Below are 22,552 nucleotides of genomic sequence, written 5' to 3'. Positions count from 1 at the left end.
CTGAGGAGACAGCATGTCCATCCCCCTGTCAGAACCGTCCGCCCTCGACGAAGGAACGCTCCGGGTCATCCCGATCGGCGGCCTCGGCGAGATCGGCCGGAACATGACCATGTTCGAGTACGACGGCAAGATCCTGATCGTCGACTGCGGCGTGCTCTTCCCCGAGGAGCACCAGCCGGGTGTCGACCTGATCCTTCCCGACTTCGAGCCGATCCGCGACCGCCTGGATGACATCGTCGGCGTCGTCCTCACGCACGGTCACGAGGACCACATCGGCGCCGTCCCGTATCTGCTCCGCCTGAAGAGCGACATCCCGCTGATCGGGTCGGGCCTGACGCTCGCGCTCGTCGAGGCGAAGCTCAAGGAGCACCGCATCAAGGCGTTCACGCTCACGGTCACCGAGGGCCAGGAGGAGCGCGTCGGCCCGTTCGACCTCGAGTTCGTGGCGGTCAACCACTCGATCCCGGATGCTCTCGCCGTGGCCATCCGCACCCCTGCGGGCATGGTCCTCGCGACCGGCGACTTCAAGATGGATCAGCTGCCGCTGGACGGCCGCATCACCGACCTGCGGGCGTTCTCCCGTCTCGGCGAGGAGGGTGTCGACCTGTTCCTGGTCGATTCGACCAACGCCGACGTGCCCGGATTCACTCCCACCGAGCGCTCGATCGGCCCGGTTCTCGACCAGGTGATCGCCAAGGCTCCCCGCCGCGTGATCGTGGCGAGCTTCTCGAGCCACGTGCACCGTGTGCAGCAGGTGATCGACGCCGCCTACGCGAACGGACGCCGCGTCGCGTTCCTCGGTCGCAGCATGGTCCGCAACATGACGATCGCCGAGCAGCTGGGCTACCTCAAGGTCCCTGCGGGCGTGCTGATCGACTACAAGAAGGCCCGCGACCTCCCCGACGACCAGATCGTCTACATGTCGACCGGATCGCAGGGCGAGCCGATGGCGGTCCTGAGCCGCATGGCGAACCTCGACCACGCGATCGAGGTCAGCGAGGGCGACACCGTGATCCTCGCCTCCAGCCTCATCCCCGGCAACGAGAACGCCGTCTACCGCGTGATCGACGGCCTCACCAAGCTCGGCGCGAACGTGGTGCACAAGGCGAACGCGAAGGTCCACGTCTCGGGTCACGCTGCCGCGGGCGAGCTGCTCTACTGCTACAACATCCTGCGGCCGAAGAACGTGCTCCCCGTGCACGGCGAGTACCGCCACCTGATCGCGAACGCCAAGCTCGCCCAGGACACCGGGATCCCGGAGGAGAACACGATCATCGCGGCGAACGGCACCGTGATCGACCTGAAGGACGGCGTCGCCCGCGTCACCGGGCAGCTGGATCTCGGCTTCGTCTACGTCGACGGCTCCACGGTCGGCGAGATCACGGACGCCGATCTCAAGGATCGCCGCATCCTCGGCGAAGAGGGGTTCATCTCGGTCATCGTCGTGGTGGATGCCGGCACCGGGCGCATCATCTCGGGACCGGAGATCCACGCCCGCGGTGTCGCCGAGGACGACTCCGTCTTCGACGACGTCGCCCCGAAGATCGTCGCAGCACTCAAGGAGGCCGCAGGGAACGGTGTCCGCGACACGCACGCGCTGTCGCAGGTGGTGCGCCGCACGATCGGCCGCTGGGTGAACCAGAAGCTCCGTCGGCGTCCGATGATCGTCCCGCTCGTCATCGAGGCATGACATCCCGCGCGGACGGGCGCACGCACTCACGGCTGACCGACACACCGTCGTAACAGCCGCGCCCTAGGCTCACGACATGTTCTCGGGCTTCTCCACCCGGCGGGCCACGCAACCCGACGCGGTCTTCCTCGGCGACATGCTCGTCGAGGCCGCGAACTGGCGCGCCGGGGGAGTGCGGCCGCGGCACGAGGTGCTGACGTCCGCAGATCACCGCCGATACCTCGCCGGGTGGAAGCGCGCCGCGGACGAGGGACTGATCGCCGTCGGCGACGACGGCGTTCCGGTCGGTGCCGCCTGGTACCGGATGCTGCCGCAGAACGAGCCGGGATTCGGGTACGTCGGCGCCGGTGTGCCGGAGCTCATCATCGGCGTCCACCCTCTCTGGCGGGCTCGCGGCGTCGGTCGTACGCTGCTGCGGGGCATCGTGGAGCTGGCGAGCGCGCAGGGGTACGCGCGCATCAGCCTCAGCGTGGAGCGCGACAACTTCGCGCGCAACCTGTACCGGTCCGAGGGGTTCAACGTCACGGCAGAGGGTCTGATGCGTGACACGATGGTGCGTCGAACGGGCTGAGCCTCGGATGCCGGATCGGCGGAAAGCCGCGTCATTACGGGGATATGTCGGCGGTCCGTCGTAACGTGAGAGCATGGCCAGGAGTTCCACGAAGACTGAGCGTGCGTCCACGAGCGCATCGTCGCGCCCCAAGCGGCAGACGGCTCCCAAGGCCCAGCCCACGCCCAAGAAGTACATCGACGAGCAGGACAGGCCGCCGGTCGCGGTCCGCGCCTGGACGGGACTGGCGCACGGCGTCGGAGGGCTGTTCCGCGCCTTCGGTCCGGAGAGCCTCGAGAAGGACGACCGTCGCGACGGATTCCCGTTCCTGCTCGTGCTGCTCGCGGTCGCCGGTGCGGTGAACGAGTGGTTCTTCATCGGCAACGACGTCGCCGCGAACATCAGCGCGTTCTCCGTCGGAGGACTGATCGGACGCGTCGCCTTCGTCATGCCGGTGCTGCTGCTCCTGCTCGCGGGCTGGCTGTTCCGGCATCCGTCCTCCGTGCACGACAACGGGCGCATCGGGATCGGCTTCGGGCTGTTCGTGCTGACTCTCGCTGGCATATGCCACGTCGCCGGATCCCGCCCGCAGCCCAAGGAGGGCATGCTCGCGCTCAGCGAATCGGGCGGCCTCTTCGGATGGATGCTCGGCCAGCCGCTGACCTATCTGACCGACATCCCCGCTTACATCGTGCTGGCGCTTCTCGCTGCACTGAGCGTCCTGATCCTCACCAAGACCCCGCCGAACCGCATCGGCGCGCGCCTCGGCGACCTCTACGCCTGGATGTTCGACGCGGAGCGCACCGAGAAGCCCGCGAAGGATGCGGCCGCGATCGACGAGGCCGACAAGGTCGACGATCCGGACGTGCTGCCGTGGTGGCGACGCAACAAGACCGGCCGTGAGGAGGACCCCGACGAGGGGACTCTCGGCTCCGATGACATCACGGCCCTGCTGAACACGGCGGAGCCGACCCCCGCCTACGATCAGGCCGTGGTGGTCGAGAATCCCTACGACGCCGCCACCGAAGTGCTGACCGATGTCCGCTCGGTCACCGACTCGCTCGCGGAGCAGCAGGCGACCGCGCTTCTCGACGACGAGTCCGACACGGGCGAGATGCCCGAGCTTCCGGGCCTCGACGGTTTCGGCACCGAAGGTCCGGGGGACCGAGGGCCTCAGGCCCCCGTGGCCCCGTACATCCTGCCGTCGCCCGGCCTGCTCGTAGAGGGGCCTGCGCCCGTCATGCGCTCCGAGGCGACCGACAAGGTCATCGAGCAGATCACCAGCGTGCTGACGCAGTTCAAGGTCGATGCGAAGGTGACGGGCTTCTCGCGGGGCCCGACGGTCACGCAGTACGAGGTCGAGGTCGGCCACGGCGTCAAGGTCGAGAAGATCCTGCAGCTCAGCAACAACTTCGCCTATGCCGTCGCATCGAACGATGTCCGCATCCTCTCGCCCATTCCGGGAAAGAGCGCCATCGGCATCGAGATCCCCAACGCCGACAAGGAGATGGTGGCGCTCGGAGACGTCCTGCGCTCTCCCGCCGCCCAGAAGAGCACGCACCCGATGACCATCGGCGTCGGCAAGGACGTCGGCGGCAACATCGTGATCGCCAACCTCGCGAAGATGCCGCACCTTCTCGTCGCCGGTTCGACCGGTTCCGGTAAGTCCAGCTTCGTGAACTCGATGATCACGAGCCTGCTGATGCGGGCGCGGCCCGCCGACGTGCGGATGGTCCTGATCGACCCGAAGCGCGTGGAGCTCACCAGCTACGCGGGCGTCCCGCACCTGATCACCCCCATCATCACGAACCCGAAGAAGGCGGCCGAGGCGCTGCAGTGGGTCGTGAAGGAGATGGACATGCGGTACGACGACCTCGCGTCGTTCGGCTACCGCCACATCGACGACTTCAACCGCGCCGTGCGCGCCGGGGAGGTCGAGCTGCCGGTCGGGAGCGAGCGCGTGCTCAAGCCGTACCCGTACCTCCTGGTCGTCGTCGACGAGCTGGCCGACCTCATGATGGTCGCCCCGCGCGACGTCGAGGACTCGATCGTGCGCATCACCCAGCTCGCCCGCGCCTCCGGCATCCACCTGGTCCTCGCCACGCAGCGACCCAGCGTCGACGTCGTGACCGGCCTGATCAAGGCGAACGTCCCGTCGCGCCTCGCCTTCGCCGTCACCAGCGTGACCGACAGCCGCGTGATCCTCGACAGCCCGGGAGCCGACAAGCTCATCGGTCAGGGCGACGCCCTGTTCTCGCCGATGGGCTCCTCGAAACCGTTCCGTCTGCAGGGCGCCTGGGTCGATGAGAAGGAGATCGACGCGGTCGTCAAGCACGTCACCCGCCAGGCGCGCCCGGACTACCGTCCCGACGTGCAGGAGGCGCTCGAGCCGACCAAGAAGAAAGAGGTCGACGAGGACATCGGCGACGACCTCGAACTGCTGCTCGCGGCCGCCGAGCTCATCGTGTCGTCCCAGTTCGGCTCGACGTCGATGCTGCAGCGCAAGCTGCGTGTCGGATTCGCGAAGGCCGGTCGTCTGATGGACCTGCTGGAGTCGCGCGAGATCGTCGGCCCGTCGGAGGGATCGAAGGCGCGCGACGTGCTCGCGACGGCCGAACAGCTTCCCCAGGTGATGGCCAAGCTCCGCGGCGAGGATGCTCCTGCCGCGCCGTCTGCACCCTCTGCGCCTTCCGTGACGTCGGCGGCCTCTGCTGCTCCCTCGCACGATCCGGTCGAGGCGCAGTTCAGCGGGTTGCCGGTCGTGGAGGCCGAGGGCGATGAAGACGCCTGGGGCCTGACGGGTCGCGACTGATGGCCATTCCACGGCAGTTGCCCAACGCGATCACGATCGCGCGTATCCCGCTCGCCGTCGTCTTCTTCATCCTGCTCCTGCTCGGCGGCACCTACGGGATTCCGGAGCCGACGCTGCGCTGGATCGCCGCGATCCTGTTCATCGTGGGCATCTCCACGGACTGGGTCGACGGCTATCTCGCCCGCAAGTACGACATCGTCAGCGATTTCGGCAAGCTGTGGGATCCGATCGCCGACAAGATGCTGACGGGTGCCGGATTCATCGGGCTCGCGATCCTCGGCGAGGTCGACTGGTGGATCGTCGTCATCATCCTGATCCGCGAGTGGGGGATCACCGTCCATCGGCTCATGGTGGCCAGCGAGCATGTGGTCGCCGCCGCCTGGATGGGCAAGATCAAGACCGCCTTCCAGGGCGTGGCTCTGGGCTGGGCGCTGCTGCCCCTCCATGTCGTCATCGGCCTCGGCCCCTGGACTCTCATCACCTTCCTGCTCATGATCATCGTGCTGGTGCTCACCGTGGCGAGCGGCATCGACTACATCGTCGCTCAGGTCAGAGGGTCGCGGCAGAAGTCGTGAGTGCTTCCCCGGCGGCCGAGGTGCTGTCCGCACTGGAGCGTCGCGGATGGACGCTGGGTGTGGCGGAGTCCCTCACCGGCGGAGCGCTCTGTGCGGAACTGGTGTCGATACCCGGCGCATCCGCGGTCCTGCTCGGGGGAGTGGTCGCCTATGCGACCCCGGTCAAGCACACCGTCCTCGGCGTGGACTCGGGAACACTGGCCGAGCATGGGCCGGTGCATCCGGAGGTCGCACGGCAGATGGCGGAAGGGGTGCGACGTGTCGTCGGCGTCGGTGGGCGTGCGGCCGACGTCGGGATATCGACGACAGGGATCGCCGGCCCGGATTCACCGGACGGCCAACCGGTCGGGACCGTGCACATCGGAGTCGTCACGCCCTTCGCCACGCAGACGCGGGAGCTGCACCTCGATGGCGACCGCGCCGCGATCCGTGCGCATTCCGTCTCCGACGCGCTCGGATTCCTGCTCGAGATGCTGCAGGAATAGTGGCGCGCATTCTGCGGTTATCTCCGATGTGCTCACATTGAAACCACAGAGTGCAGGGGTAGATTCTGTGCAAGCCAAGGGGACTAGACTGGCTGTCTCATCGAGGGGGAACTCGGTGAATATAACGGGGAGGAGGTTCCGATGATTCTTGTACGACAGGAAATCGGCGATGTGCTGAGGGACTTCCGCCTGCAGAAGGGGCGCACCCTCCGGCAGGTCGCAAGCAAGGCTTCTGTCGCGCTCGGATACCTCAGTGAGGTCGAGCGGGGTCAGAAAGAGGCGTCGAGCGAGATCCTCGCCTCCGTCGCCGATGCGCTCGACGTACCCATCTCGACGATCATGCGCGAGGTCGGCGATCGCATCTCCGTGCTCGAGGGCATCCAGGTGTTCCCGGATGTCGTCCCCGATGACCTCGTGGCGTCGATCGAGCCCGAGCTCTCCCTGCACTGACCGTCTGCCGGCCCGGAGACAGGATGCGTCGTAGCGAGTTCCTTCGTGCCGTCGAGACGGAGTTCCAGGCCCGTGCCTCGTCGTTGGTGAACGATCTCGTTCTCGGTGCGCTCGGCAACCGGACCGCCGTCGAGGCTCTCGCCGACGGTGCACCGCCCCGCGACATCTGGCTCGCGCTCTGCGCGGAGATGGACGTGCCGGACAACCGGCGACACGGCGTCGGCCGTCAGGAACCTCGGCGTCGCTGACGTCTCGCGTCCCGTTCGAGTCGTGCGGTATCCGACACGCCGATCGCGGCGTGTCGTCGAAGATCTGTTCGAAGCGGGCGTAGTCTTCTGCACAAGTGGTCTCTGAGTTTCGTTCCACACGGTTCCCGGATACTCCGATGCAATGTCGGAGGCTCCTTCTACGGTGAGGAACAGGCCCAGAGCCATACGCCTTGTCGGAGAGCTACTCCCAGTCGGGAGTGCCGCGGCAGCCTACAGGCGGCACCACGCGAACAGAAGGAGCAGACCATGCCATCACCCGCCGACCGCGAGAAGTCCCTCGAGACAGCACTCGCCCAGATCGACCGCCAGTTCGGCAAGGGCTCGGTCATGCGCCTGGGAAGCGATGATCGCGCCCCTGTGGCCGTCATCCCGACCGGCTCCATCGCCCTCGACGTCGCTCTCGGCGTCGGAGGTCTTCCGCGTGGTCGCATCGTAGAGATCTACGGACCGGAGTCCTCCGGTAAGACGACGCTGACCCTCCACGCGATCGCGAACGCGCAGCGTGCCGGCGGCATCGCCGCATTCATCGATGCCGAGCACGCGCTCGACCCCGACTACGCGGCCAAGCTCGGCGTCGACATCGACGCGCTCCTCGTCTCGCAGCCCGACACGGGTGAGCAGGCACTCGAGATCGCCGACATGCTCGTGCGCTCCGGTGCGATCGACCTCATCGTCATCGACTCGGTGGCGGCTCTCGTGCCCCGTGCCGAGATCGAGGGCGAGATGGGCGACTCGCACGTGGGTCTGCAGGCGCGACTGATGTCGCAGGCTCTGCGAAAGCTCACCGGTGGTCTCAACCAGACGAACACCACGATGATCTTCATCAACCAGCTGCGCGAGAAGATCGGTGTCTTCTTCGGCTCTCCCGAGACCACGGCCGGTGGTAAGGCTCTGAAGTTCTACGCATCGGTGCGACTCGACATCCGTCGAATCGAGACGCTGAAGGACGGCACGGATGCGGTCGGAAACCGCACCAGGGTCAAGGTCGTCAAGAACAAGATGGCGCCGCCCTTCAAGCAGGCCGAGTTCGACATCCTCTACGGTGTCGGCATCTCGCGCGAAGGCAGCCTGATCGACTTCGGCGTCGAGCACGGCATCGTGAAGAAGTCGGGCTCCTGGTACACCTACGACGGTGACCAGCTGGGCCAGGGCAAGGAGAACGCCCGCACCTTCCTGCTCAACAACCCCGACGTCGCTCTGGCGATCGAGACGCAGATCAAGCAGAAGCTCGGCATCGGCGGGCACGTCGCACCCGAGGCCCCCGTGGCTGCTGACGAGCTCGCCGAGCGTCGTCCGGCCTGATGAGTGACACACGTGGGGGCGATTCCGAGCGGATCGCCCCCATCATTCCTCTCTTCGGCAAGAAGACCGCCGGCTCCGAGAACGCGCCTGCGTCGAAGTCGTCGTCTGCGGCTGATGCAGGCACAGGTGAAGCGGTCGTGCCACGCCGTACCGGCGATTCCGGACTGTGGCGTTCGACGTGGGACGGTCCGTCTGAGCCGACGCACATAGGCGACGCGCGAGAGATCGGCACGCCGAGTGACCGCCACCCGGCGCGAGGGGCAGCGGCGGCGAAGGCTGCAGGACCGGAGAGGTCGCCGGCGGAGAAGTCGCTGGCGGAGAAATCCGCACCGAAGCTTCGCGCCCTGCGCGATCTTCAGGCCGCACTGGACGACGACGGCTCGGAGCCAGTGCAGTCACCTGACGAAATCCGCGCCACCGCCGAGGAATCGCTGCTCCGCAAACTTCGAGCCAAGTCACTCTCCATCTCTGAGGCCCGGCTGGTTCTCCGCGGACACGGCCTCGAAGCAGGTCAGATCGACGATGTGATCGACGACTTCACCCGGCGACGATATCTTGACGATGCCGTCCTCGCCGGTCTGCTCGTCACGTCCGGAGTCGAGCGGAAGGGGCAGGGGAGAGTCGCGCTGTCTCGAGCCCTGTCGCAGCGCGGTCTTCCGCGTGACGTGATCGACGCGGCCCTCGACGAACTGCCCGACGATGATTCCGAGCGCGCTCTCGAGTACGCCCGCACCAAGGCCCGGTCGATGGCCAGACTCGACAACGACACGGCCGTGCGTCGCCTCGTCGGCCAGCTTTCGCGCCGCGGATACAACGGCGCGGTGGCGATGAACGCAGCGAAGACAGCGCTGCGCGAGGTCTCGTCCGGTGGCTCATCGTCGGGTGTCCGCTTCGTGGATTCGGACTGAGCCGCGTCGCTCCTCGGGCTGTGATCCGCTCGTACAATGGGAGGATCATGACTATCCCGCGCAGCGAACCGACGATCATCAGCGCGTCGTCGGCGGCCATCGATGTCGACGGCCGACAGCGTTCCTACGAAGTGCGCACCTTCGGGTGCCAGATGAACGTCCACGACTCGGAACGTCTGTCCGGTTCCCTGGAGAGCGCCGGATACGTCCGCGCGTCCGAGGGCACCGAGGCCGACGTGGTGATCATCAACACGTGCGCGGTGCGCGACAACGCGGCCGGCAAGCTGTACGGCACGCTCGGGCATCTCGCCTCCGTGAAGCGCCGCAAGGACGGCATGCAGATCGCCGTGGGCGGCTGCCTCGCACAGATGGACAAGCAGGCCGTGCTCGACAAGGCGCCCTGGGTCGACGTCGTCTTCGGCACGCACAACATGGGCTCGCTGCCCGGTCTTCTCGAGCGTGCACGCCACAACGGCGACGCCGAGCTCGAGATCCTCGAGTCTCTCGAAGTCTTCCCGTCGACACTGCCGACCAAGAGGGATTCGGCTCACAGCGGCTGGGTCTCGATCTCTGTCGGCTGCAACAACACCTGCACGTTCTGTATCGTGCCGAGCCTGCGCGGCAAGGAGAAGGATCGTCGTCCCGGCGACATCCTGAACGAGCTCCGACTGCTCGTCGACGACGGCGCGATCGAGGTCACGCTGCTCGGACAGAACGTGAACTCCTACGGCGTCGAGTTCGGCGACCGTCAGGCGTTCGGCAAGCTGCTGCGCGCAGCCGGCGAGATCGAGGGCCTCGAGCGCATCCGCTTCACAAGTCCGCACCCCGCCGCCTTCACCGACGATGTCATCGACGCCATGGCCGAGACGCCGAGCGTGATGCCGCAACTCCACATGCCGCTCCAGTCCGGAAGCGACCGCATCCTCAAGGCGATGCGGCGGTCGTACCGCAGTGAACGGTTCCTCGGCATCCTCGACCGCGTCCGCGAGCGCATCCCGCACGCCGCGATCACGACCGACATCATCGTCGGCTTCCCGGGCGAGACCGAGGAGGACTTCGAGGACACCATGCGCGTCGTCGAGCAGGCGCGTTTCTCGGGGGCTTTCACCTTCCAGTACTCGATCCGAGAGGGCACGCCCGCCGCGACGATGGAAGACCAGGTGCCGAAGGAGATCGTCCAGGCCCGGTACAACCGTCTGATCGCCCTCCAGGAGCGCATCTCCCTGGAGGAGAACCAGAAGCAGATCGGCCGCGAGATCCACGTGCTCGTCTCGACGGGCGAGGGCAAGAAGGATGCCGAGACGCACCGCCTCACCGGTCGCGGGGAGGACAACCGCCTCGTGCACTTCGAGGTGACCCCCGGCTCCGACCTGCCGCGACCCGGCGACGTCGTCACCGTGACCGTCACGCACGCGGCCCCCTTCCACCTGCTCGCCGACGACCCCACGGGTGCACCCTTGCGAATCCGGCGTACCCGCGGCGGAGACGCTTGGGACCGCGCGCAGTCCGAGTCCTGCGCCGTGCCGGCTCCGACCTCGGACGGCCGCCCCCGAGCCGTTTCCCTCGGTCTTCCCACTCTGCGCGTCGGCGTGTGACCGACGGCCCGCGACTCTGGGCCGTCGTCGGCGCGACCGGCACCGGCAAGAGCGACCTCGCTCTCGACCTCGCTGAGGCTCTGCGTTCGCAGGGCAACCCCGCGGAGATCGTGAACGCGGATGCCATGCAGCTTTATCGGGGCATGGACATCGGCACCGCCAAGCTTCCGGTCGCCGAGCGACGAGGTATCCCGCATCATCTCTTCGACGTCCGCGAGGTCGATCAGGAGGCCGCGGTCGCCTGGTACCAGCCGCAGGCGCGGACGGCGATCACGTCGATCCACGAGCGCGGGGGAGACGCGATCCTCGTCGGCGGCTCCGGTCTCTACGTCTCGAGCGTCGTCTACGAGTTCCACTTCCCCCCGCGCGACCCGGCGATCCGCGAGCGGCTGGAGCGGGAGCTGGAAGCGGATGGGCCGGACGTCCTCATGGAGCGCCTGCGGGCACGGGATCCGGTGACCGCGGCGCGCATCGACCCCCGCAACGGTCGACGTGTCGTCCGCGCGCTGGAGGTCCTCGAGCAGGGCGGGGCCACGCACGGCGCTGCGCTCCCCGAGCACCCGACGCTCTGGCAGCGGCACACCCGCATCATCGGCCTGCAGGTCGATCGCGCGGCACTGGTCGAACGCCTCGATGCCCGTGTCGAGAGGATGTGGGCGACGGGGCTCGTCGACGAGGTCGCCGGCCTTCGCCGTCACGGTCTCGAGGGCGGCGTGACCGCGAGTCGCGCGATCGGCTACGCGCAGGCGCTCGGACAGCTCGACGGTCGACTGTCCGAAGCGGAGGCGATCGCCGAGACCCAGGCACTGACGAGACGCTACGCCCGACGCCAGGTCTCCTGGTTCAAGCGGTACCGCGAGGCCGAATGGCACGATGCACCCGCGGACGTCGACAGGCTCCTCGACGTCTGAAGGATCGGATGTCGGACGTCGATGCCACTCTGTCGGAATGACGACACACTTCTTCACGGCGTCCAGCCTCGACGGGTTCATCGCCACATCCGAGCATTCGCTCGACTGGCTGCTGAAGCAGGACATCGACCCGGAGGGGCCGATGGCCTATCAGGGGTTCGAGAAGACGATCGGTGCGCTGGCGATGGGCGCCTCGACCTATGAATGGGTCATGCGGCACGAGGAGGGCCGCTGGGGGTACACCCAGCCGGCGTGGGTGTTCACGCATCGGGACCTCGAGGTTCCCGATGGGGCCGACATCCGTCTGACCCGGGCCGACATCGCCGAGGTGCATGCCGAGATGGTCGAGGCCGCGGGCGACAAGGACCTCTGGGTCATCGGGGGAGGAGACCTCGCGGGGCAGTTCGCTGATGCCGGACTGCTCGACGAGGTGTGGGTGCAGTATGCGCCGGTCACGCTCGGTTCCGGAGCTCCGCTGCTGCCGCGTGAACTCGACCTCGAACTCCTCGACGTCGCCCGCAATCGCAGCTTTCTCTGCGGTCGGTATCGGGTGCTGCGCGCCTGAGCGGCGTGGACCGGGCCGCCCTCCCGCAATCCCTAGACTGGGCTCATGGTCGCATTCACCAAAGGACACGGCACGGGCAATGACTTCATCATCATCGCCGACCCCGACGGAGAGCTCGATCTGACGGTCGAGCAGGTCGCCGTGCTCTGCGATCGGCACTTCGGAATCGGCGCGGACGGAATCCTGCGCGTGGTGCGGTCCTCTGCGATCGCCGAGGGCGCCGCCGCACTCGCGGAAGAACCCGACGCCGAGTGGTTCATGGACTACCGCAATGCCGACGGCTCGATCGCCGAGATGTGCGGCAACGGCATCCGCGTGTTCGCGCATTTCCTCGTGCGTGCGGGACTCGCCACCATCGAACAGGGCTCGACCCTGCCCATCGGAACACGGGCCGGCGTGCGCGATGTGACGCGGAGCGCGACGGGGTATCAGGTGGATCTCGGCCTGTGGAAGCTCTCCGGGGATGACCCCCTGGTGCGTGTGGACGGGCTGCCGGTCACGCGTCCCGGTCTCGGCATCGACGTCGGCAACCCTCACGTCGTCGTCGCCCTGGCCTCGGAGGCCGAACTCGCCGCGGCGGAACTGCACCGCGCGCCGGACCTCGAGCCTGCACTGCCGGCCGGTGCGAACATCGAGTTCGTGGTGCCGGGCGAGCCTCTGGTCCGCGACGGCATCGGTCACGTGCGCATGCGCGTCTTCGAACGCGGCGTCGGCGAGACCCTCAGCTGCGGCACCGGGATCGCCGCGACGGCACTCGCGGTGCGGTACTGGGCCGGCGAGCAGGCACCGAACAACTGGCAGGTCGAGGTGCCGGGCGGCACGCTGAGCGTGCGCATGTTCCCGGCGGAGGACGGCGAGCACGTCGGACTGGCCGGACCCGCCCAGCTGGTGTTCCAGGGCGAGGTAGACCTCGTCTGATCGGCGTCAGGCGACGGCCGCTCAGGCGACGGTGATGGGCTCGGTCGGCGGGCTGCCGTGCTTGCGCACCTTGAGGATGCGGTAGCCCTTGCCCGTGGCGGTGCGGAACACGCTGTAGCCGGGATGGAAGGTCGCGCCGATCCAGCGCTGCAGGGAGTCCGCACCGAGGTTGCGCTGCACCACGAGCCACGCGTCGCTGCGGTCGTCGAGGCGCGGGATCCAGCGTTCCAGCAGTCCATGCAGCTCGTTCTTGCCGACGCGGATCGGGGGATTCGAGCGGATCGTGCGGAACGTGACGTCATCGGGAACATCGTCAGGCAGCGAGGCGTTGACATTGGTGAGCCCGAGAGCCGCAGCATTGCGGCGGACGAGATCGAGGGCTCGCTCATTCACGTCCACGGCCCACACGGTCGCGTGCGGAGCGGCGAGGGCCATCGAGAGACTGATCGGTCCCCACCCGCTTCCGAGGTCCAGAAGATTGCCGCCCGGAGGTACCGGGGGCATGTTGGCGAGGAGCACGGCGGTTCCGGCATCCAGCCGATCCGGGCTGAAGACGCCACCTGCGGTGGTGACATCCAGCTCACGGCCTGCGAGCGACACACGGATCGCGCGCAGGTTCTCGGGGCTTGCCGGGGCCGCAGTGAAGTAGTGATCAGACCCCATACGGTGAGCGTACCGGACCACCCGGGCTAAGGTTAAGGCTCGCGACGAAAGCAGAGATCAGGAACGGATGACGGAGACCACGACCCACTCCACCGATGACGAGGCGCTCGACCGCGTGCTCGCGAACGCAGAGAAGCGCTCCGAGGTGCGCATCTTCGGCGCCGCGCAAGCGCTGCAGGACGATTCCACCGCTGCCCACTCCACGACCGACGGCAATCAGTGGGATCTCGAGGATCGCCACGCGCTGCGCCGCGTCGGCGGGCTCTCGACCGAGCTCGAGGACGTCACCGAGGTCGAGTACCGGCAGCTGCGCCTGGAGAACGTCGTGCTCGTGGGCGTCTATCCGCAGGGTGCGCAGGAAGATGCCGAGAACTCGCTGCGGGAGCTCGCTGCTCTCGCCGAGACCGCCGGCGCCGTCGTGCTGGACGGTGTGCTCCAGCGTCGGCCGCATCCGGATGCCGCCACGTACCTCGGACGAGGCAAGGCGCAGGAGCTCAAGGACATCGTCGCGGCGGTCGGCGCAGACACGGTGATCGCCGACACCGAACTTGCACCCAGCCAGCGCCGTGCGCTGGAAGACGTCGTCAAGGTGAAGGTCATCGACCGTACGACCGTGATCCTCGACATCTTCAGTCAGCATGCCAAGAGCCGGGAGGGCAAGGCGCAGGTCGAGCTCGCGCAGCTCGAGTACCTGCTTCCGCGCCTGCGTGGCTGGGGTGACTCGATGAGCCGTCAGGCCGGCGGCCAGGTCGGCGCCGGCGGTGCCGGTATGGGTTCCCGTGGTCCCGGTGAAACGAAGATCGAGCTCGACCGTCGCCGCATCCGCACCAAGATGGCGCTGCTGCGCAAGCAGATCCGCGACTTCGGCCCGGCCCGCGAGGCCAAGCGTGCCGAGCGCAAGCGCAACACGATCCCCTCCGTGGCCATCGCCGGTTACACCAACGCCGGGAAGTCCAGCCTCCTCAACGCGCTCACGAGCGCCGGGGTCCTGGTCGAGAACGCGCTGTTCGCGACTCTCGACGCCACGGTGCGTCGCTCGGAGACCGAGGACGGGCGCGTCTACACGATCACCGACACCGTGGGCTTCGTCCGCAACCTTCCGCACCAGCTGGTCGAAGCGTTCCGATCGACGCTGGAAGAAGTCGGTCAGGCCGACGTCGTGCTGCACGTCGTCGACGGATCGCACCCCGATCCCGCCGGCCAGCTGCAGACCGTGCGCGACGTGATGGGCGATGTCGGCGTGCGTGATCTGCCGGAGATCGTGGTCTTCAACAAGGCCGACCTCATCGGCGAGGACGAGCGTCTGGTGCTCCGCGGCCTGCAGCCGCACGCGCACTTCGTCTCGTCACGCTCCGGCGAGGGCATCGCCGAGCTCCGCGCCGCCATCGAGGAAGCGCTGCCGAAGCCGGCCGTCGAGGTTCACGCGGTCGTCCCGTACGACCGCGGAGACCTGATCGCGGCGATCCACGAGACGGGGATGCTGCTGTCGGTCGATCACCAGGAAGACGGGACAGCCGTGCACGCGCGCGTCTCCGAGCGTCTCGCTGCGGAGCTGGAGCCCTTCACGCGTCGAGGCTGACCTCCGTCACCGGGCGAGGAAGCGCGCCTCGACCGTGGCGGAGATCACGATGTCCTCCGGCTCGTACTCCATCGCGGGAGCCGAGTCCGCGGCGAACGCCGCTCCGCGCACCTTCATCATCGGCGCGAGTGCAGCGGGCTGACCGCTCGAGATCAGACCGACGTCGGCGATCTCGAGGGGAGTGACGCCCTCGAGTCCGAGCGCGTGAGCGTAGGTCTCGGCGCGGGTGACCGCGACGCCGACGGCCTGCGCTGCGACCTCGCGCTCGATCCGCGCGGTGGTCTCGGGTGTGAGGTGCCAGTTCACCCAGCCGACCTCGACGCCGTCCCACGGCGAGATGTCCGACACCCAGATGGAGAGCTCGGACGCCTCGACGAAGGTCGCGGTGAAGTCGATGCTGGCGTAGTACACCGGTGCGAGACGCTTGCCCTCGTTGTTCCACGGGCGCTCCGCGCGCACGGACAGCCGCTTGCTCGTCCAGTCGACGACGCTGCCGGCATCCGCTCGTTCCGTGATGCTCCCGCGCACGGGCTCGGCGAGACGCACGACCTGCTCGACGACGGTGGTGCGCTCGGGCCCTTCGGCTCGCACGCTGACGCGGATGGTGGCGCGCTCCGGCGCGACGCGCGCCTCGTGCTCGCCGCGGACGGTGACCGTGACTTCGCTCATGGGGCGACTCTACGCCAGCCGGTCGAATGTCTCCGGAATGGCGAAGCACCCGCGGACGTTGTACTCTGAGATGCTCGGGTGTTCCTCACCCGGGGTGACAATTCCACAGTGCGACAGCGGCTCCTTCGAGAGAAGGACCACGGGGCTGATCGGTTTCGACAGCGCCTGTGTATCCACGAGAAGCGGGCCGAGGATGCAGAGTTATCTCGTAAACGCTCTCTGCAAAAAAATAGTTGCCGAAACCAAGCGCAACGACTTCGCCCTCGCTGCATAAGCGAGCCCGATAGTCCGTCAGACCGTGTGTGATTCCGACACGGACCCTGGCGTCATTTAGGAATCTTGCTGTGTGACGGCGTCTGGACGTCACGCGGGACTCTTCCCAGGCTGGGCTCGTCGACTTAGGTGTCTGTGACAAAGGTCGGAGCCGAGCAGAACGTCTTCACAGACTGCGCCCGGAGAAGGCGTGGATTAGCAGCGTTGGACGGGGGTTCGATTCCCCCCAGCTCCACCAAGCCGTTGTCGCGGAGAAAAGGCCCGTCGCCCTGGAAACAGGAGGCGGGCCTTTTCGCGTCCTGATTGGTCGTCACCCTCATTCGGAGAGGTCGAGAGCCCATTCGTTGACCGTGAGCGTCGCGTCGCGGAACGTCTCGGTGGTCGAGGCCCTCAGGCGGAAGCCCGCACGACGGCAGACGGCATTCGACGCCGGGTTGTCGACCGAAGGGAAGGCGACTAGGTGTCGACGAGCTTCGGGCTGACGACGCGCGTCATCGATCAGGAGTGCGAGGGCGCGTGCGGCGACGCCCTGGCCCTGCGCCTCCGGAACGACGAACCAGCCGGTCTCCCAGGCATCCTCGTCGTACCAGCGCACCTTCCAGTAGCCGATCGAACCGACCGCCGTGTCACCGACGAGGATCGCGAACATGTGGGCTTCGCCGGTCTCCGCGTATCGCAGGTAGCGAGCGTGGCGGTCTGCCACCTGGTCGTCCGTCTCCGGTCCGTTGAGATGCGAGGTCATCTCGGGGGTGTTGGCGCGATGCAGGAGCGGGAGGTCGTCGTCCCGCCAGGGGCGCAGCGTGAGGGGTTCCATGTCGTCAGTCCGTCCACGTGACGAGGAGGAGGCCCTGCTTGGTGTCGGACAGCGTGACCCAGCCGTCGCCGAACAGGTAGGTCATGCCGTACCCGTCTTCGTCCGTGCCCATCGAGTACTCCGGGTTCTCGGTGAAGTACACGCCCTGCGGGCCGTCCTCGCGTCTCCAGCCATCGGAGATCAGTGATTCCTGAGCCTGAGCCGCCTGGTCTGCGGTGATCGGCGACCAGCCGTAGAGCTGTCCGTGATCGGAGCCGACCGAGTAGTCGGCCCAGAAGCACACCATCCCGGAGGTGAGTGCGAGGTCGCCGATCACGAACTCCTTCGGCTGCGCTGTCCAACCGGCCGCTGTGAGGGCCTCCACGGTGCCGGCCGAGATCATCGTCTCGCAGGAGAGCTCCGCGGCGGGATCCGTCGGATCGGGGATGTCCGCTGAATCGCCGCTCGCATCGGGAGCCGCGGAGGTCGACGAAGGGGCCGCAGGCGACTCGGACGGTGCCGCGCACGCCGCCAGCGCACCGAGGGCCAGAAGCCCACCGGCAGCGGCGGAGATGATGCGGCGGTACATGGCGGGCCTCGCAGTCCGATCAGTCGTGCAGGAGCGTCAGGAAGGCCTCGTGAAGGATGCCGTTGGTGGCGAGCACCGAGCGGGCGGAGAGCGTCTCCTCGCCGTCGAACGATGTCATGCGGCCACCCGCTTCGCGGACGATCGGGACCGCGGCCGCGATGTCGTACTCCTTGACGTCGAACTCCGCGACCATGTCGATGCGTCCCTCGGCCAGAAGCATGTAGGCGTAGACGTCTCCGTACGCACGGTCGCGCCAGACGCGATCCGCCAGGGTGAGCAGCGCATCGAGTTGACCTGCGTCCGACCACTGCGCGATGCTCTGGAAGCTGACGCTGGCGTCATCGAGCGATGCCACCGAGGATGCCTGGAGCCGTCGGGGACCATCGGTGGTCGACGTCCATGCGCCGCCGCCCGCGGACGCCCACCAGCGTCGCCCGAACGCCGGCATGCTGACGACCCCGACCTGGGGGACTCCGTCGACCGCGAGCGCGATCATCGTGCCCCACAGCGGGACTCCACGGAGGAAGTTCGCCGTCCCGTCGATCGGGTCGATGATCCACTGGCGCTGTATGCTGCCCTGCGCGCCGTACTCCTCGCCGAAGATGCCGTCGTCGGGGCGCTCGGCTTCGAGGATGCTGCGGATCGCGCGCTCGGTCGCGAGGTCGGCGTCGGTCACGTGCGAGTTGTCGGCCTTCGTCGAGATCTCGAGGTCGGCGGAGTCGAAACGCGGGAGCGACTGGGCGTCGGCGGCGTCCGCGAGGCGGAGGGCGAGTTCGAGATCTCGAGTGAGGGAGTCAGCGCTGGGGGAGGCGGTCACGGTCCCAGAATAGTCGTTCGTGTGAGGCGGCCAGAGAGACGTTCCGCCAGGTTTCGGGGCCCGCCCGAGGTCGGCCACGCCCGGGCCGGCCTCGATTTCGCATGGGGCCGATCGGCTGGTAATGTAATTCCTCGGTCGGGGTCATCCCAGACCACGCACCTCTAGCTCAATCGGCAGAGCAACTGACTCTTAATCAGTGGGTTCTCGGTTCAAGTCCGAGGGGGTGCACGGATCAGCCTCGAAGACTCTCGCCAGTCTTCGGGGCTTTTCTGCTTTCCCGGCTGCGGCGTAGGGTTCGGCTATGGAGACCACCCCCGAGCGCATCTCCGACCTGCGGTCGGACGAGGTCTTCGTCTTCGGATCGAACGCAGGAGGACAGCACGGCGGTGGCGCGGCGCGCATCGCCCACGACCGGTTCGGAGCGGTGTGGGGCGAGGGGCACGGCCACCACGGTCAGACCTACGCGATCGACACGATGAGCGGGCTGGACGTGCTCGCGCGGGAAGCGCGCGACTTCATCGCCTATGCGCTGGCGCACCCGGAACTCCGATTCCTGCTGACACCGGTCGGCTGCGGCATCGCCGGCTACACGCCGGAACAGGTCGCGCCCCTCTTCGTCGGAGTTCCGCCGAACGTGACGGTCCCCGCAGCGTTCGCTCCGCTCCTCTGACGTGACATGCGATACCGTGATCCTCATCTCGGAGGGGGAGTGCGATGCGCGGAGTCATTCGTTCTGCAGTGATCATGGTCGGTTCGATCGCCGTGGCAGCGGGACTCGTGTCCTGCGCCGGCGCGGCCGAGAAGGTCATCGACCACACGGCGGACTCTGTCACTCTCGCCCCGGGTGAGGCGCTGGTCATCGACTTCGGCGAGGTGAACTCCTCTGTCGGCGAGGACTGGGAGATCACGCAGGAGCCCGATGCCGCGGTGCTGGGCCCCGGAGAGGAGCGCTCTGTCTATCGCGGGGAGGAGGGCATGACCGGTGCGCCGAGCGAAGTGACGTACCGGTTCGCGCCGGCGGGGGAGGGTACGACAGTGATCGAGTTCGAGTACCGCTTCCGCGGAGAGATCCCGGAGGACCCGGAGGATCAGAAGTCGGCGAAGATCGAAGTCACGGTGAAGTGACTCACGCCACAGCGATGACCTGACCGTCGGTGATCCGACGGAGTTCGTCGAAGGTCAGCGGCATCACGGTGTGGGGGTGGCCCGCTGCCGCCCAGATCAGGTCGAACTGCTGCAGAGCCTCGTCGACGAAAGTGCGCAGAGGCGCGGGGTGGCCCACCGGCGCCACGCCGCCGATCGCCTGCCCTGTCGCCGAGCGGACGACAGGGGCCGGTGCCATCACGACCTCCGCCGCGCCGATGCTCCCGGCGAGCACGTCGAGATCGGCGCGGTGGCCTCCGCTGGTCATCACCAGCACCGGCTCGCCGTCGGCGAGGAAGACGAGGCTGTTGGCGATGGCGGCTACCTCGCAGCCGATCGCGGACGCGGCTTCAGACGCGGTGCGGGCAGAGTCCGGGAGGACGCGGATCTCGGTGTCCACGCCGGCATCCGTCAGGTGACGGTGCACGATGAGGCTGCGTTCGGGGAGAGAGGAGACATCGCTCATCGCTCCACCGTAGCGAAGCCCGCCGCGCGCCTCAGGCGGCGTCGCCGATCAGGATCGCCTCGGCGTCTTCCGCCGCGGCATCCGACGGCTCGTCATCGATGTGCGCGAGCACGCGGCGACCGAGGAACACCGTGAGGGCGGCGAGCAGCACGGACGCGGCGGCGAAGACGTACGGCACCGTCGCGTTGAATGCGTGCCACAGCAGAGCGGCGATGGGCGGTGCCATCGCTCCGCCCAGGAACCGGACCGCGGAGTACGCCGACGATGCCACGGAACGCGGCAGGTCGGTGGCCTCCATCACTGCCTCGGTGAGGACGGTGTTCATCACTCCCAGGAGCAGACCGCCGATGACGATGCAGGCGACCAGGGCTCCGGCGCTCCCGACGACGAGCCCCGCGACGACGAGGTCGAGTGCGAGCAGTGGCAGGACGATGAGGATGATGCGGGTCCGCGGCATGCGGCGCATCAGGACGGGGGCGACCCAGACGCTGGTGACAGCGAGCGCGACCCCCCAGCCGAAGAACGTAAACCCGATGCCGAGGGCTCCGAAGCCCAAGGGGAACGGGGAGAAGGCCAGGAGCACGAAGAAACCGATGTTGTAGAACAGGGCAGCGACAGCGAGGATCGCGAGCGCGGGACGACGCAGCGCGGTGAACGGTGCCGAGAACGGCACCGGCTGGCGCTTCTCACCCGGGCCGCGGAGCAGCACCAGCACGGCGAGGAACGCGATGGCCATGAGCACGACCACGCCGAAGAACGGTCCGCGCCAGCTCTGCTCGCCGAGGATGCCGCCGAGGAGCGGACCGATCGCGATGCCGAGACCGAGGGCCGCCTCGTAGAGGATGATCGCCGCACTGCTACCACCGGAGGCTGCACCCACGATCGTGGCGAGGGCCGTGGAGATGAAGAGCGCGTTCCCGAGGCCCCAACCCGCGCGGAAGCCGATCACGGCGTCCACGCTGCCGCTCAGGGCGCACAGCAGCGCGAAGGCGACGATCAGGGCCAGCCCGATCAGCAGGGTGGCCTTGGCGCCGATCCGGCTGGAGATCCAGCTCGTCACGAGCATCGCGAGACCCGTCACCAGGAGGTAGCTCGTGAACAGCAGTTCGGTCTCGACCGGTGAGGCCTCGAGGGACTCGGCGATCGCCGGGAGGATCGGATCGACCAGCCCGATGCCCATGAAGGCGACGACGCAGGCGAAGGCGACCGCCCAGACCTGCGCGGGCTGCTTCCACACCGAGGTGGTGGCGGGGGTGTTCAACGTGCTTCTCCTGTCGAATCGGGGGCGGTGTGCGCGGCGAGGATCTCGGCGGCGCGGGTGAGGGTGGACCAGTCGTCATCGCTCAGTGCGGCGAAGCGCGGCGCGAGTGTCTCGCGGAACTCGGTGCGCCACGCAGCGAGGGTCTCGGAGCCCTGCGCGGTGATGTCGACGACGATGGCCCGGGAGTCGTCGGGGTCGGGGGAGCGGAGCACGAGTCGGTCGCGCTCCAGTCCGCCCAGCAGGCGGGTCATGCCGGGCTGAGTGGTCCGTGCGGAAGTCGCCAGGGCGCCCACGCGCTGCGCGCCGGCCTGCTCGAGGAGGCTGAGCACCCGCCACTGGGCGGCAGGTGCGTCGTTGCCGGCATCCTGCGCGGCGATGCGTCCGAGCGCGTAGCCGGAGAGCACGAGCGAAGGGATCACTTCGGAACGATTCATACCATCGAGTATATACCCGTTGGTATGAATAGAGCTTTCAGCGTCGAGCGCTCGCGATGCGCGCCGAGAGCTGGTGCGCGTGGGAGAGCAGCGTGCGGCCGAGTTCGGCGATCCGATCGTGTCCGAAGCGGAACTCCACGCCGGTCAGGCTCAGCGCCCATTCCGGGCGGCCTGCGCGATCGAACACGGCGGCGCCCATGCCCCAGCTGCCCTCCACGATCAGTCCGGGGTTCACGGCGTAGCCGCGTTCCTTCGTCTCGGCGAGCCGGGTGCGCAGCGGGGCGTCGCCGTGGGCGCGGCCCCAGCTGCTCTCGAGCTCCGGGTGGCGCTCGAGATAGGCATCCACATCGTGGTCAGGCAGGAAGGCGAGGATGGCGAGGCCGGCGCTGGCGACACCCAGGGGGAAACGCACGCCCTCACTCAGCACGAATGACCGGATGGGGAACGAACCCTCTTCGCGCAGGAGGCAGACGGTCTCGTCGGCGCGTCGCACGGAGAAGAAGGCACTGTCCTCGGTCTTGACCGCGAGAGAGCGCACGATGTCACGGGCCAGTCCGGTGACGTCGTACCTCGCTGCCGCCACCGAGCCCATGAGGAAGAGCTCGGGCCCCGGCATCCATCGTGTGCTCTCGCCGTCTCGATCGACGAGCCCCTCGGCCTTCAGAGCGCTGAGCAGTCGATGCGTCGTCGAACGCGAGAGGTCAGCGGCTCGAGCGAGGTCGTGCAGTGCCGCACCGTCGGCGCCGGACGCCGTGACGAGACGCAGCAGTCGGGCGGCGCGGGCGATGGCCTGTGCTCCGGGAACGCTGCGGGACGGGGATTCCATAATGTGGAC

General features: G+C 67.8%; 25 protein-coding genes, 1 tRNA gene and 1 other RNA gene. 18 read left to right on the top strand and 9 right to left on the bottom strand.

All coding sequences use genetic code 11. The features are described from left to right. The first annotated feature begins 13 nt into the window (after window positions 1-13). From ABD648_RS03825 to dapF, 13 genes are all read left to right on the top strand, one after another. Window positions 14-1,690: a ribonuclease J gene (locus tag ABD648_RS03825; protein WP_282217376.1), complete on the top strand. Its 1,677-nt coding sequence runs from the start codon at window positions 14-16 to the stop codon at window positions 1,688-1,690. 76 nt (window positions 1,691-1,766) lie between these two features. Beyond that, window positions 1,767-2,261: a GNAT family N-acetyltransferase gene (locus tag ABD648_RS03820; protein WP_282217375.1), complete on the top strand. Its 495-nt coding sequence runs from the start codon at window positions 1,767-1,769 to the stop codon at window positions 2,259-2,261. 73 nt (window positions 2,262-2,334) lie between these two features. Then, a complete protein-coding gene (locus tag ABD648_RS03815) occupies window positions 2,335-5,052 on the top strand; it encodes a DNA translocase FtsK (protein ID WP_282217374.1) in 2,718 nt (905 codons plus the stop codon). After that, window positions 5,052-5,627 (top strand): CDP-diacylglycerol--glycerol-3-phosphate 3-phosphatidyltransferase, encoded by a 576-nt coding sequence (pgsA, locus tag ABD648_RS03810; protein ID WP_282217373.1) that lies wholly within the window; start codon window positions 5,052-5,054, stop codon window positions 5,625-5,627. Before ABD648_RS03815 ends, pgsA begins: the two co-directional genes overlap by 1 nt. Beyond that, window positions 5,624-6,112: a CinA family protein gene (locus ABD648_RS03805; protein WP_282217372.1), complete on the top strand. Its 489-nt coding sequence runs from the start codon at window positions 5,624-5,626 to the stop codon at window positions 6,110-6,112. The genes pgsA and ABD648_RS03805 overlap by 4 nt, the downstream gene beginning before the upstream one ends. Before the next feature lie 141 nt (window positions 6,113-6,253). After that, entirely contained in the window at window positions 6,254-6,562 is a 309-nt protein-coding gene (locus ABD648_RS03800) for a helix-turn-helix domain-containing protein (RefSeq protein WP_060925763.1), read from the top strand. A gap of 23 nt (window positions 6,563-6,585) precedes the next feature. Then, on the top strand, window positions 6,586-6,810 hold the full coding sequence (locus ABD648_RS03795) for a DUF3046 domain-containing protein (protein WP_282217371.1): 225 nt from the start codon (window positions 6,586-6,588) through the stop codon (window positions 6,808-6,810). Window positions 6,811-7,077: 267 nt separating this feature from the next. Continuing rightward, the gene (gene recA, locus ABD648_RS03790) at window positions 7,078-8,133 is read left to right on the top strand and encodes a recombinase RecA (RefSeq protein ID WP_282217370.1); all 1,056 of its coding nucleotides are present in this window, start codon (window positions 7,078-7,080) and stop codon (window positions 8,131-8,133) included. Continuing rightward, window positions 8,133-9,041, top strand: a complete 909-nt coding sequence (locus tag ABD648_RS03785; protein ID WP_282217369.1) for a regulatory protein RecX — start codon at window positions 8,133-8,135, stop codon at window positions 9,039-9,041. Before recA ends, ABD648_RS03785 begins: the two co-directional genes overlap by 1 nt. Before the next feature lie 47 nt (window positions 9,042-9,088). Next, on the top strand, window positions 9,089-10,636 hold the full coding sequence (gene miaB / locus ABD648_RS03780) for a tRNA (N6-isopentenyl adenosine(37)-C2)-methylthiotransferase MiaB (RefSeq protein ID WP_282217368.1): 1,548 nt from the start codon (window positions 9,089-9,091) through the stop codon (window positions 10,634-10,636). Then, on the top strand, window positions 10,633-11,547 hold the full coding sequence (gene miaA / locus ABD648_RS03775; RefSeq protein WP_282217367.1) for a tRNA (adenosine(37)-N6)-dimethylallyltransferase MiaA: 915 nt from the start codon (window positions 10,633-10,635) through the stop codon (window positions 11,545-11,547). The genes miaB and miaA overlap by 4 nt, the downstream gene beginning before the upstream one ends. Window positions 11,548-11,584: 37 nt before the next feature. After that, the gene (locus tag ABD648_RS03770) at window positions 11,585-12,112 is read left to right on the top strand and encodes a dihydrofolate reductase family protein (RefSeq protein ID WP_282217366.1); all 528 of its coding nucleotides are present in this window, start codon (window positions 11,585-11,587) and stop codon (window positions 12,110-12,112) included. Between the two features lie 45 nt (window positions 12,113-12,157). Beyond that, on the top strand, window positions 12,158-13,030 hold the full coding sequence (gene dapF, locus ABD648_RS03765) for a diaminopimelate epimerase (protein WP_282217365.1): 873 nt from the start codon (window positions 12,158-12,160) through the stop codon (window positions 13,028-13,030). Between the two features lie 21 nt (window positions 13,031-13,051). Here dapF and ABD648_RS03760 read toward each other — a convergent pair whose 3' ends face one another. After that, a complete protein-coding gene (locus tag ABD648_RS03760; protein WP_282217364.1) occupies window positions 13,052-13,693 on the bottom strand; it encodes a class I SAM-dependent methyltransferase in 642 nt (213 codons plus the stop codon). Between the two features lie 67 nt (window positions 13,694-13,760). On the opposite strand from ABD648_RS03760, the gene hflX reads away from it, so the two are divergent. After that, on the top strand, window positions 13,761-15,272 hold the full coding sequence (gene hflX / locus ABD648_RS03755) for a GTPase HflX (RefSeq protein WP_282217363.1): 1,512 nt from the start codon (window positions 13,761-13,763) through the stop codon (window positions 15,270-15,272). 6 nt (window positions 15,273-15,278) lie between these two features. On the opposite strand, the gene ABD648_RS03750 is transcribed toward hflX, so the two are convergent. After that, entirely contained in the window at window positions 15,279-15,941 is a 663-nt protein-coding gene (locus ABD648_RS03750; protein ID WP_282217362.1) for an SIMPL domain-containing protein, read from the bottom strand. Window positions 15,942-16,082: 141 nt separating this feature from the next. Here ABD648_RS03750 and ssrA point away from each other — a divergent pair. Further along, window positions 16,083-16,452: a transfer-messenger RNA gene (ssrA, locus tag ABD648_RS03745) on the top strand. A gap of 78 nt (window positions 16,453-16,530) precedes the next feature. Here ssrA and ABD648_RS03740 read toward each other — a convergent pair. From ABD648_RS03740 to hisN, 3 genes are read right to left on the bottom strand one after another with little or no spacing between them, the layout of a single operon-like run. Beyond that, window positions 16,531-17,028 carry a GNAT family N-acetyltransferase gene (locus ABD648_RS03740; protein WP_282217361.1) on the bottom strand — a complete coding sequence of 166 codons (498 nt, stop codon included), beginning with the start codon at window positions 17,026-17,028 and terminating at the stop codon, window positions 16,531-16,533. Window positions 17,029-17,032: 4 nt separating this feature from the next. Next, window positions 17,033-17,596: a hypothetical protein gene (locus ABD648_RS03735; protein WP_282217360.1), complete on the bottom strand. Its 564-nt coding sequence runs from the start codon at window positions 17,594-17,596 to the stop codon at window positions 17,033-17,035. Window positions 17,597-17,615: 19 nt separating this feature from the next. Continuing rightward, window positions 17,616-18,413 (bottom strand): histidinol-phosphatase, encoded by a 798-nt coding sequence (gene hisN / locus ABD648_RS03730; RefSeq protein WP_282217359.1) that lies wholly within the window; start codon window positions 18,411-18,413, stop codon window positions 17,616-17,618. Window positions 18,414-18,568: 155 nt separating this feature from the next. Between hisN and ABD648_RS03725 the strand changes: the two genes are divergently transcribed. The 3 genes from ABD648_RS03725 to ABD648_RS03715 all read left to right on the top strand — a co-directional run bounded on the left by ABD648_RS03725 (window position 18,569) and on the right by ABD648_RS03715 (window position 19,538). Next, window positions 18,569-18,641, top strand: a tRNA-Lys gene (locus ABD648_RS03725). 73 nt (window positions 18,642-18,714) lie between these two features. Then, window positions 18,715-19,083 (top strand): A1S_2505 family phage non-structural protein, encoded by a 369-nt coding sequence (locus ABD648_RS03720; RefSeq protein ID WP_282217358.1) that lies wholly within the window; start codon window positions 18,715-18,717, stop codon window positions 19,081-19,083. A gap of 74 nt (window positions 19,084-19,157) precedes the next feature. Further along, window positions 19,158-19,538, top strand: a complete 381-nt coding sequence (locus tag ABD648_RS03715; protein ID WP_282217357.1) for a protease inhibitor I42 family protein — start codon at window positions 19,158-19,160, stop codon at window positions 19,536-19,538. 1 nt (window position 19,539) lies between these two features. Here the strand turns inward: ABD648_RS03715 and ABD648_RS03710 are convergent, their stop codons facing one another. The 4 genes from ABD648_RS03710 to ABD648_RS03695 are packed head-to-tail and all read right to left on the bottom strand — an operon-like array spanning window position 19,540 to window position 22,543. Then, complete coding sequence (locus tag ABD648_RS03710) at window positions 19,540-20,022, bottom strand: YbaK/EbsC family protein (protein WP_282217356.1); 483 nt, start codon at window positions 20,020-20,022, stop codon at window positions 19,540-19,542. 31 nt (window positions 20,023-20,053) lie between these two features. Further along, window positions 20,054-21,283, bottom strand: a complete 1,230-nt coding sequence (locus ABD648_RS03705) for an MFS transporter (protein ID WP_282217355.1) — start codon at window positions 21,281-21,283, stop codon at window positions 20,054-20,056. Next, the gene (locus ABD648_RS03700) at window positions 21,280-21,717 is read right to left on the bottom strand and encodes a MarR family winged helix-turn-helix transcriptional regulator (protein WP_282217354.1); all 438 of its coding nucleotides are present in this window, start codon (window positions 21,715-21,717) and stop codon (window positions 21,280-21,282) included. The genes ABD648_RS03705 and ABD648_RS03700 overlap by 4 nt, the downstream gene beginning before the upstream one ends. A gap of 37 nt (window positions 21,718-21,754) precedes the next feature. Beyond that, window positions 21,755-22,543 carry an IclR family transcriptional regulator gene (locus ABD648_RS03695; protein ID WP_282217353.1) on the bottom strand — a complete coding sequence of 263 codons (789 nt, stop codon included), beginning with the start codon at window positions 22,541-22,543 and terminating at the stop codon, window positions 21,755-21,757. Between the last annotated feature and the right edge of the window lie 9 nt (window positions 22,544-22,552).

Source organism: Microbacterium luteolum, assembly GCF_039533965.1.
In the GTDB taxonomy this organism is placed as follows: Bacteria; Actinomycetota; Actinomycetes; order Actinomycetales; family Microbacteriaceae; genus Microbacterium; species Microbacterium luteolum.
Note: the sequence above shows the minus strand (reverse complement) of the source record. Positions and strands in the feature narration are given on the sequence as shown.

Bases quoted from the DNA above. Each gene is read 5' to 3' on its own strand.
- ABD648_RS03815 (WP_282217374.1), top strand. From the start codon at position 2,335: ATGGCCAGGAGTTCCACGAAGACTGAGCGTGCGTCCACGAGCGCATCG.
- ABD648_RS03785 (WP_282217369.1), top strand. From the start codon at position 8,133: ATGAGTGACACACGTGGGGGCGATTCCGAGCGGATCGCCCCCATCATT.
- ABD648_RS03825 (WP_282217376.1), top strand. From the start codon at position 14: ATGTCCATCCCCCTGTCAGAACCGTCCGCCCTCGACGAAGGAACGCTC.
- ABD648_RS03720 (WP_282217358.1), top strand. From the start codon at position 18,715: ATGGAGACCACCCCCGAGCGCATCTCCGACCTGCGGTCGGACGAGGTC.
- ABD648_RS03750 (WP_282217362.1), bottom strand. From the start codon at position 15,941: ATGAGCGAAGTCACGGTCACCGTCCGCGGCGAGCACGAGGCGCGCGTC.
- miaB (WP_282217368.1), top strand. From the start codon at position 9,089: ATGACTATCCCGCGCAGCGAACCGACGATCATCAGCGCGTCGTCGGCG.
- ABD648_RS03760 (WP_282217364.1), bottom strand. From the start codon at position 13,693: ATGGGGTCTGATCACTACTTCACTGCGGCCCCGGCAAGCCCCGAGAAC.
- ABD648_RS03770 (WP_282217366.1), top strand. From the start codon at position 11,585: ATGACGACACACTTCTTCACGGCGTCCAGCCTCGACGGGTTCATCGCC.
- dapF (WP_282217365.1), top strand. From the start codon at position 12,158: ATGGTCGCATTCACCAAAGGACACGGCACGGGCAATGACTTCATCATC.
- recA (WP_282217370.1), top strand. From the start codon at position 7,078: ATGCCATCACCCGCCGACCGCGAGAAGTCCCTCGAGACAGCACTCGCC.
- ABD648_RS03820 (WP_282217375.1), top strand. From the start codon at position 1,767: ATGTTCTCGGGCTTCTCCACCCGGCGGGCCACGCAACCCGACGCGGTC.
- ABD648_RS03795 (WP_282217371.1), top strand. From the start codon at position 6,586: ATGCGTCGTAGCGAGTTCCTTCGTGCCGTCGAGACGGAGTTCCAGGCC.
- ABD648_RS03710 (WP_282217356.1), bottom strand. From the start codon at position 20,022: ATGAGCGATGTCTCCTCTCTCCCCGAACGCAGCCTCATCGTGCACCGT.
- hflX (WP_282217363.1), top strand. From the start codon at position 13,761: ATGACGGAGACCACGACCCACTCCACCGATGACGAGGCGCTCGACCGC.
- ABD648_RS03740 (WP_282217361.1), bottom strand. From the start codon at position 17,028: ATGGAACCCCTCACGCTGCGCCCCTGGCGGGACGACGACCTCCCGCTC.
- ABD648_RS03735 (WP_282217360.1), bottom strand. From the start codon at position 17,596: ATGTACCGCCGCATCATCTCCGCCGCTGCCGGTGGGCTTCTGGCCCTC.
- ABD648_RS03715 (WP_282217357.1), top strand. From the start codon at position 19,158: ATGGTCGGTTCGATCGCCGTGGCAGCGGGACTCGTGTCCTGCGCCGGC.
- ABD648_RS03800 (WP_060925763.1), top strand. From the start codon at position 6,254: ATGATTCTTGTACGACAGGAAATCGGCGATGTGCTGAGGGACTTCCGC.
- ABD648_RS03700 (WP_282217354.1), bottom strand. From the start codon at position 21,717: ATGAATCGTTCCGAAGTGATCCCTTCGCTCGTGCTCTCCGGCTACGCG.
- pgsA (WP_282217373.1), top strand. From the start codon at position 5,052: ATGGCCATTCCACGGCAGTTGCCCAACGCGATCACGATCGCGCGTATC.
- ABD648_RS03695 (WP_282217353.1), bottom strand. From the start codon at position 22,543: ATGGAATCCCCGTCCCGCAGCGTTCCCGGAGCACAGGCCATCGCCCGC.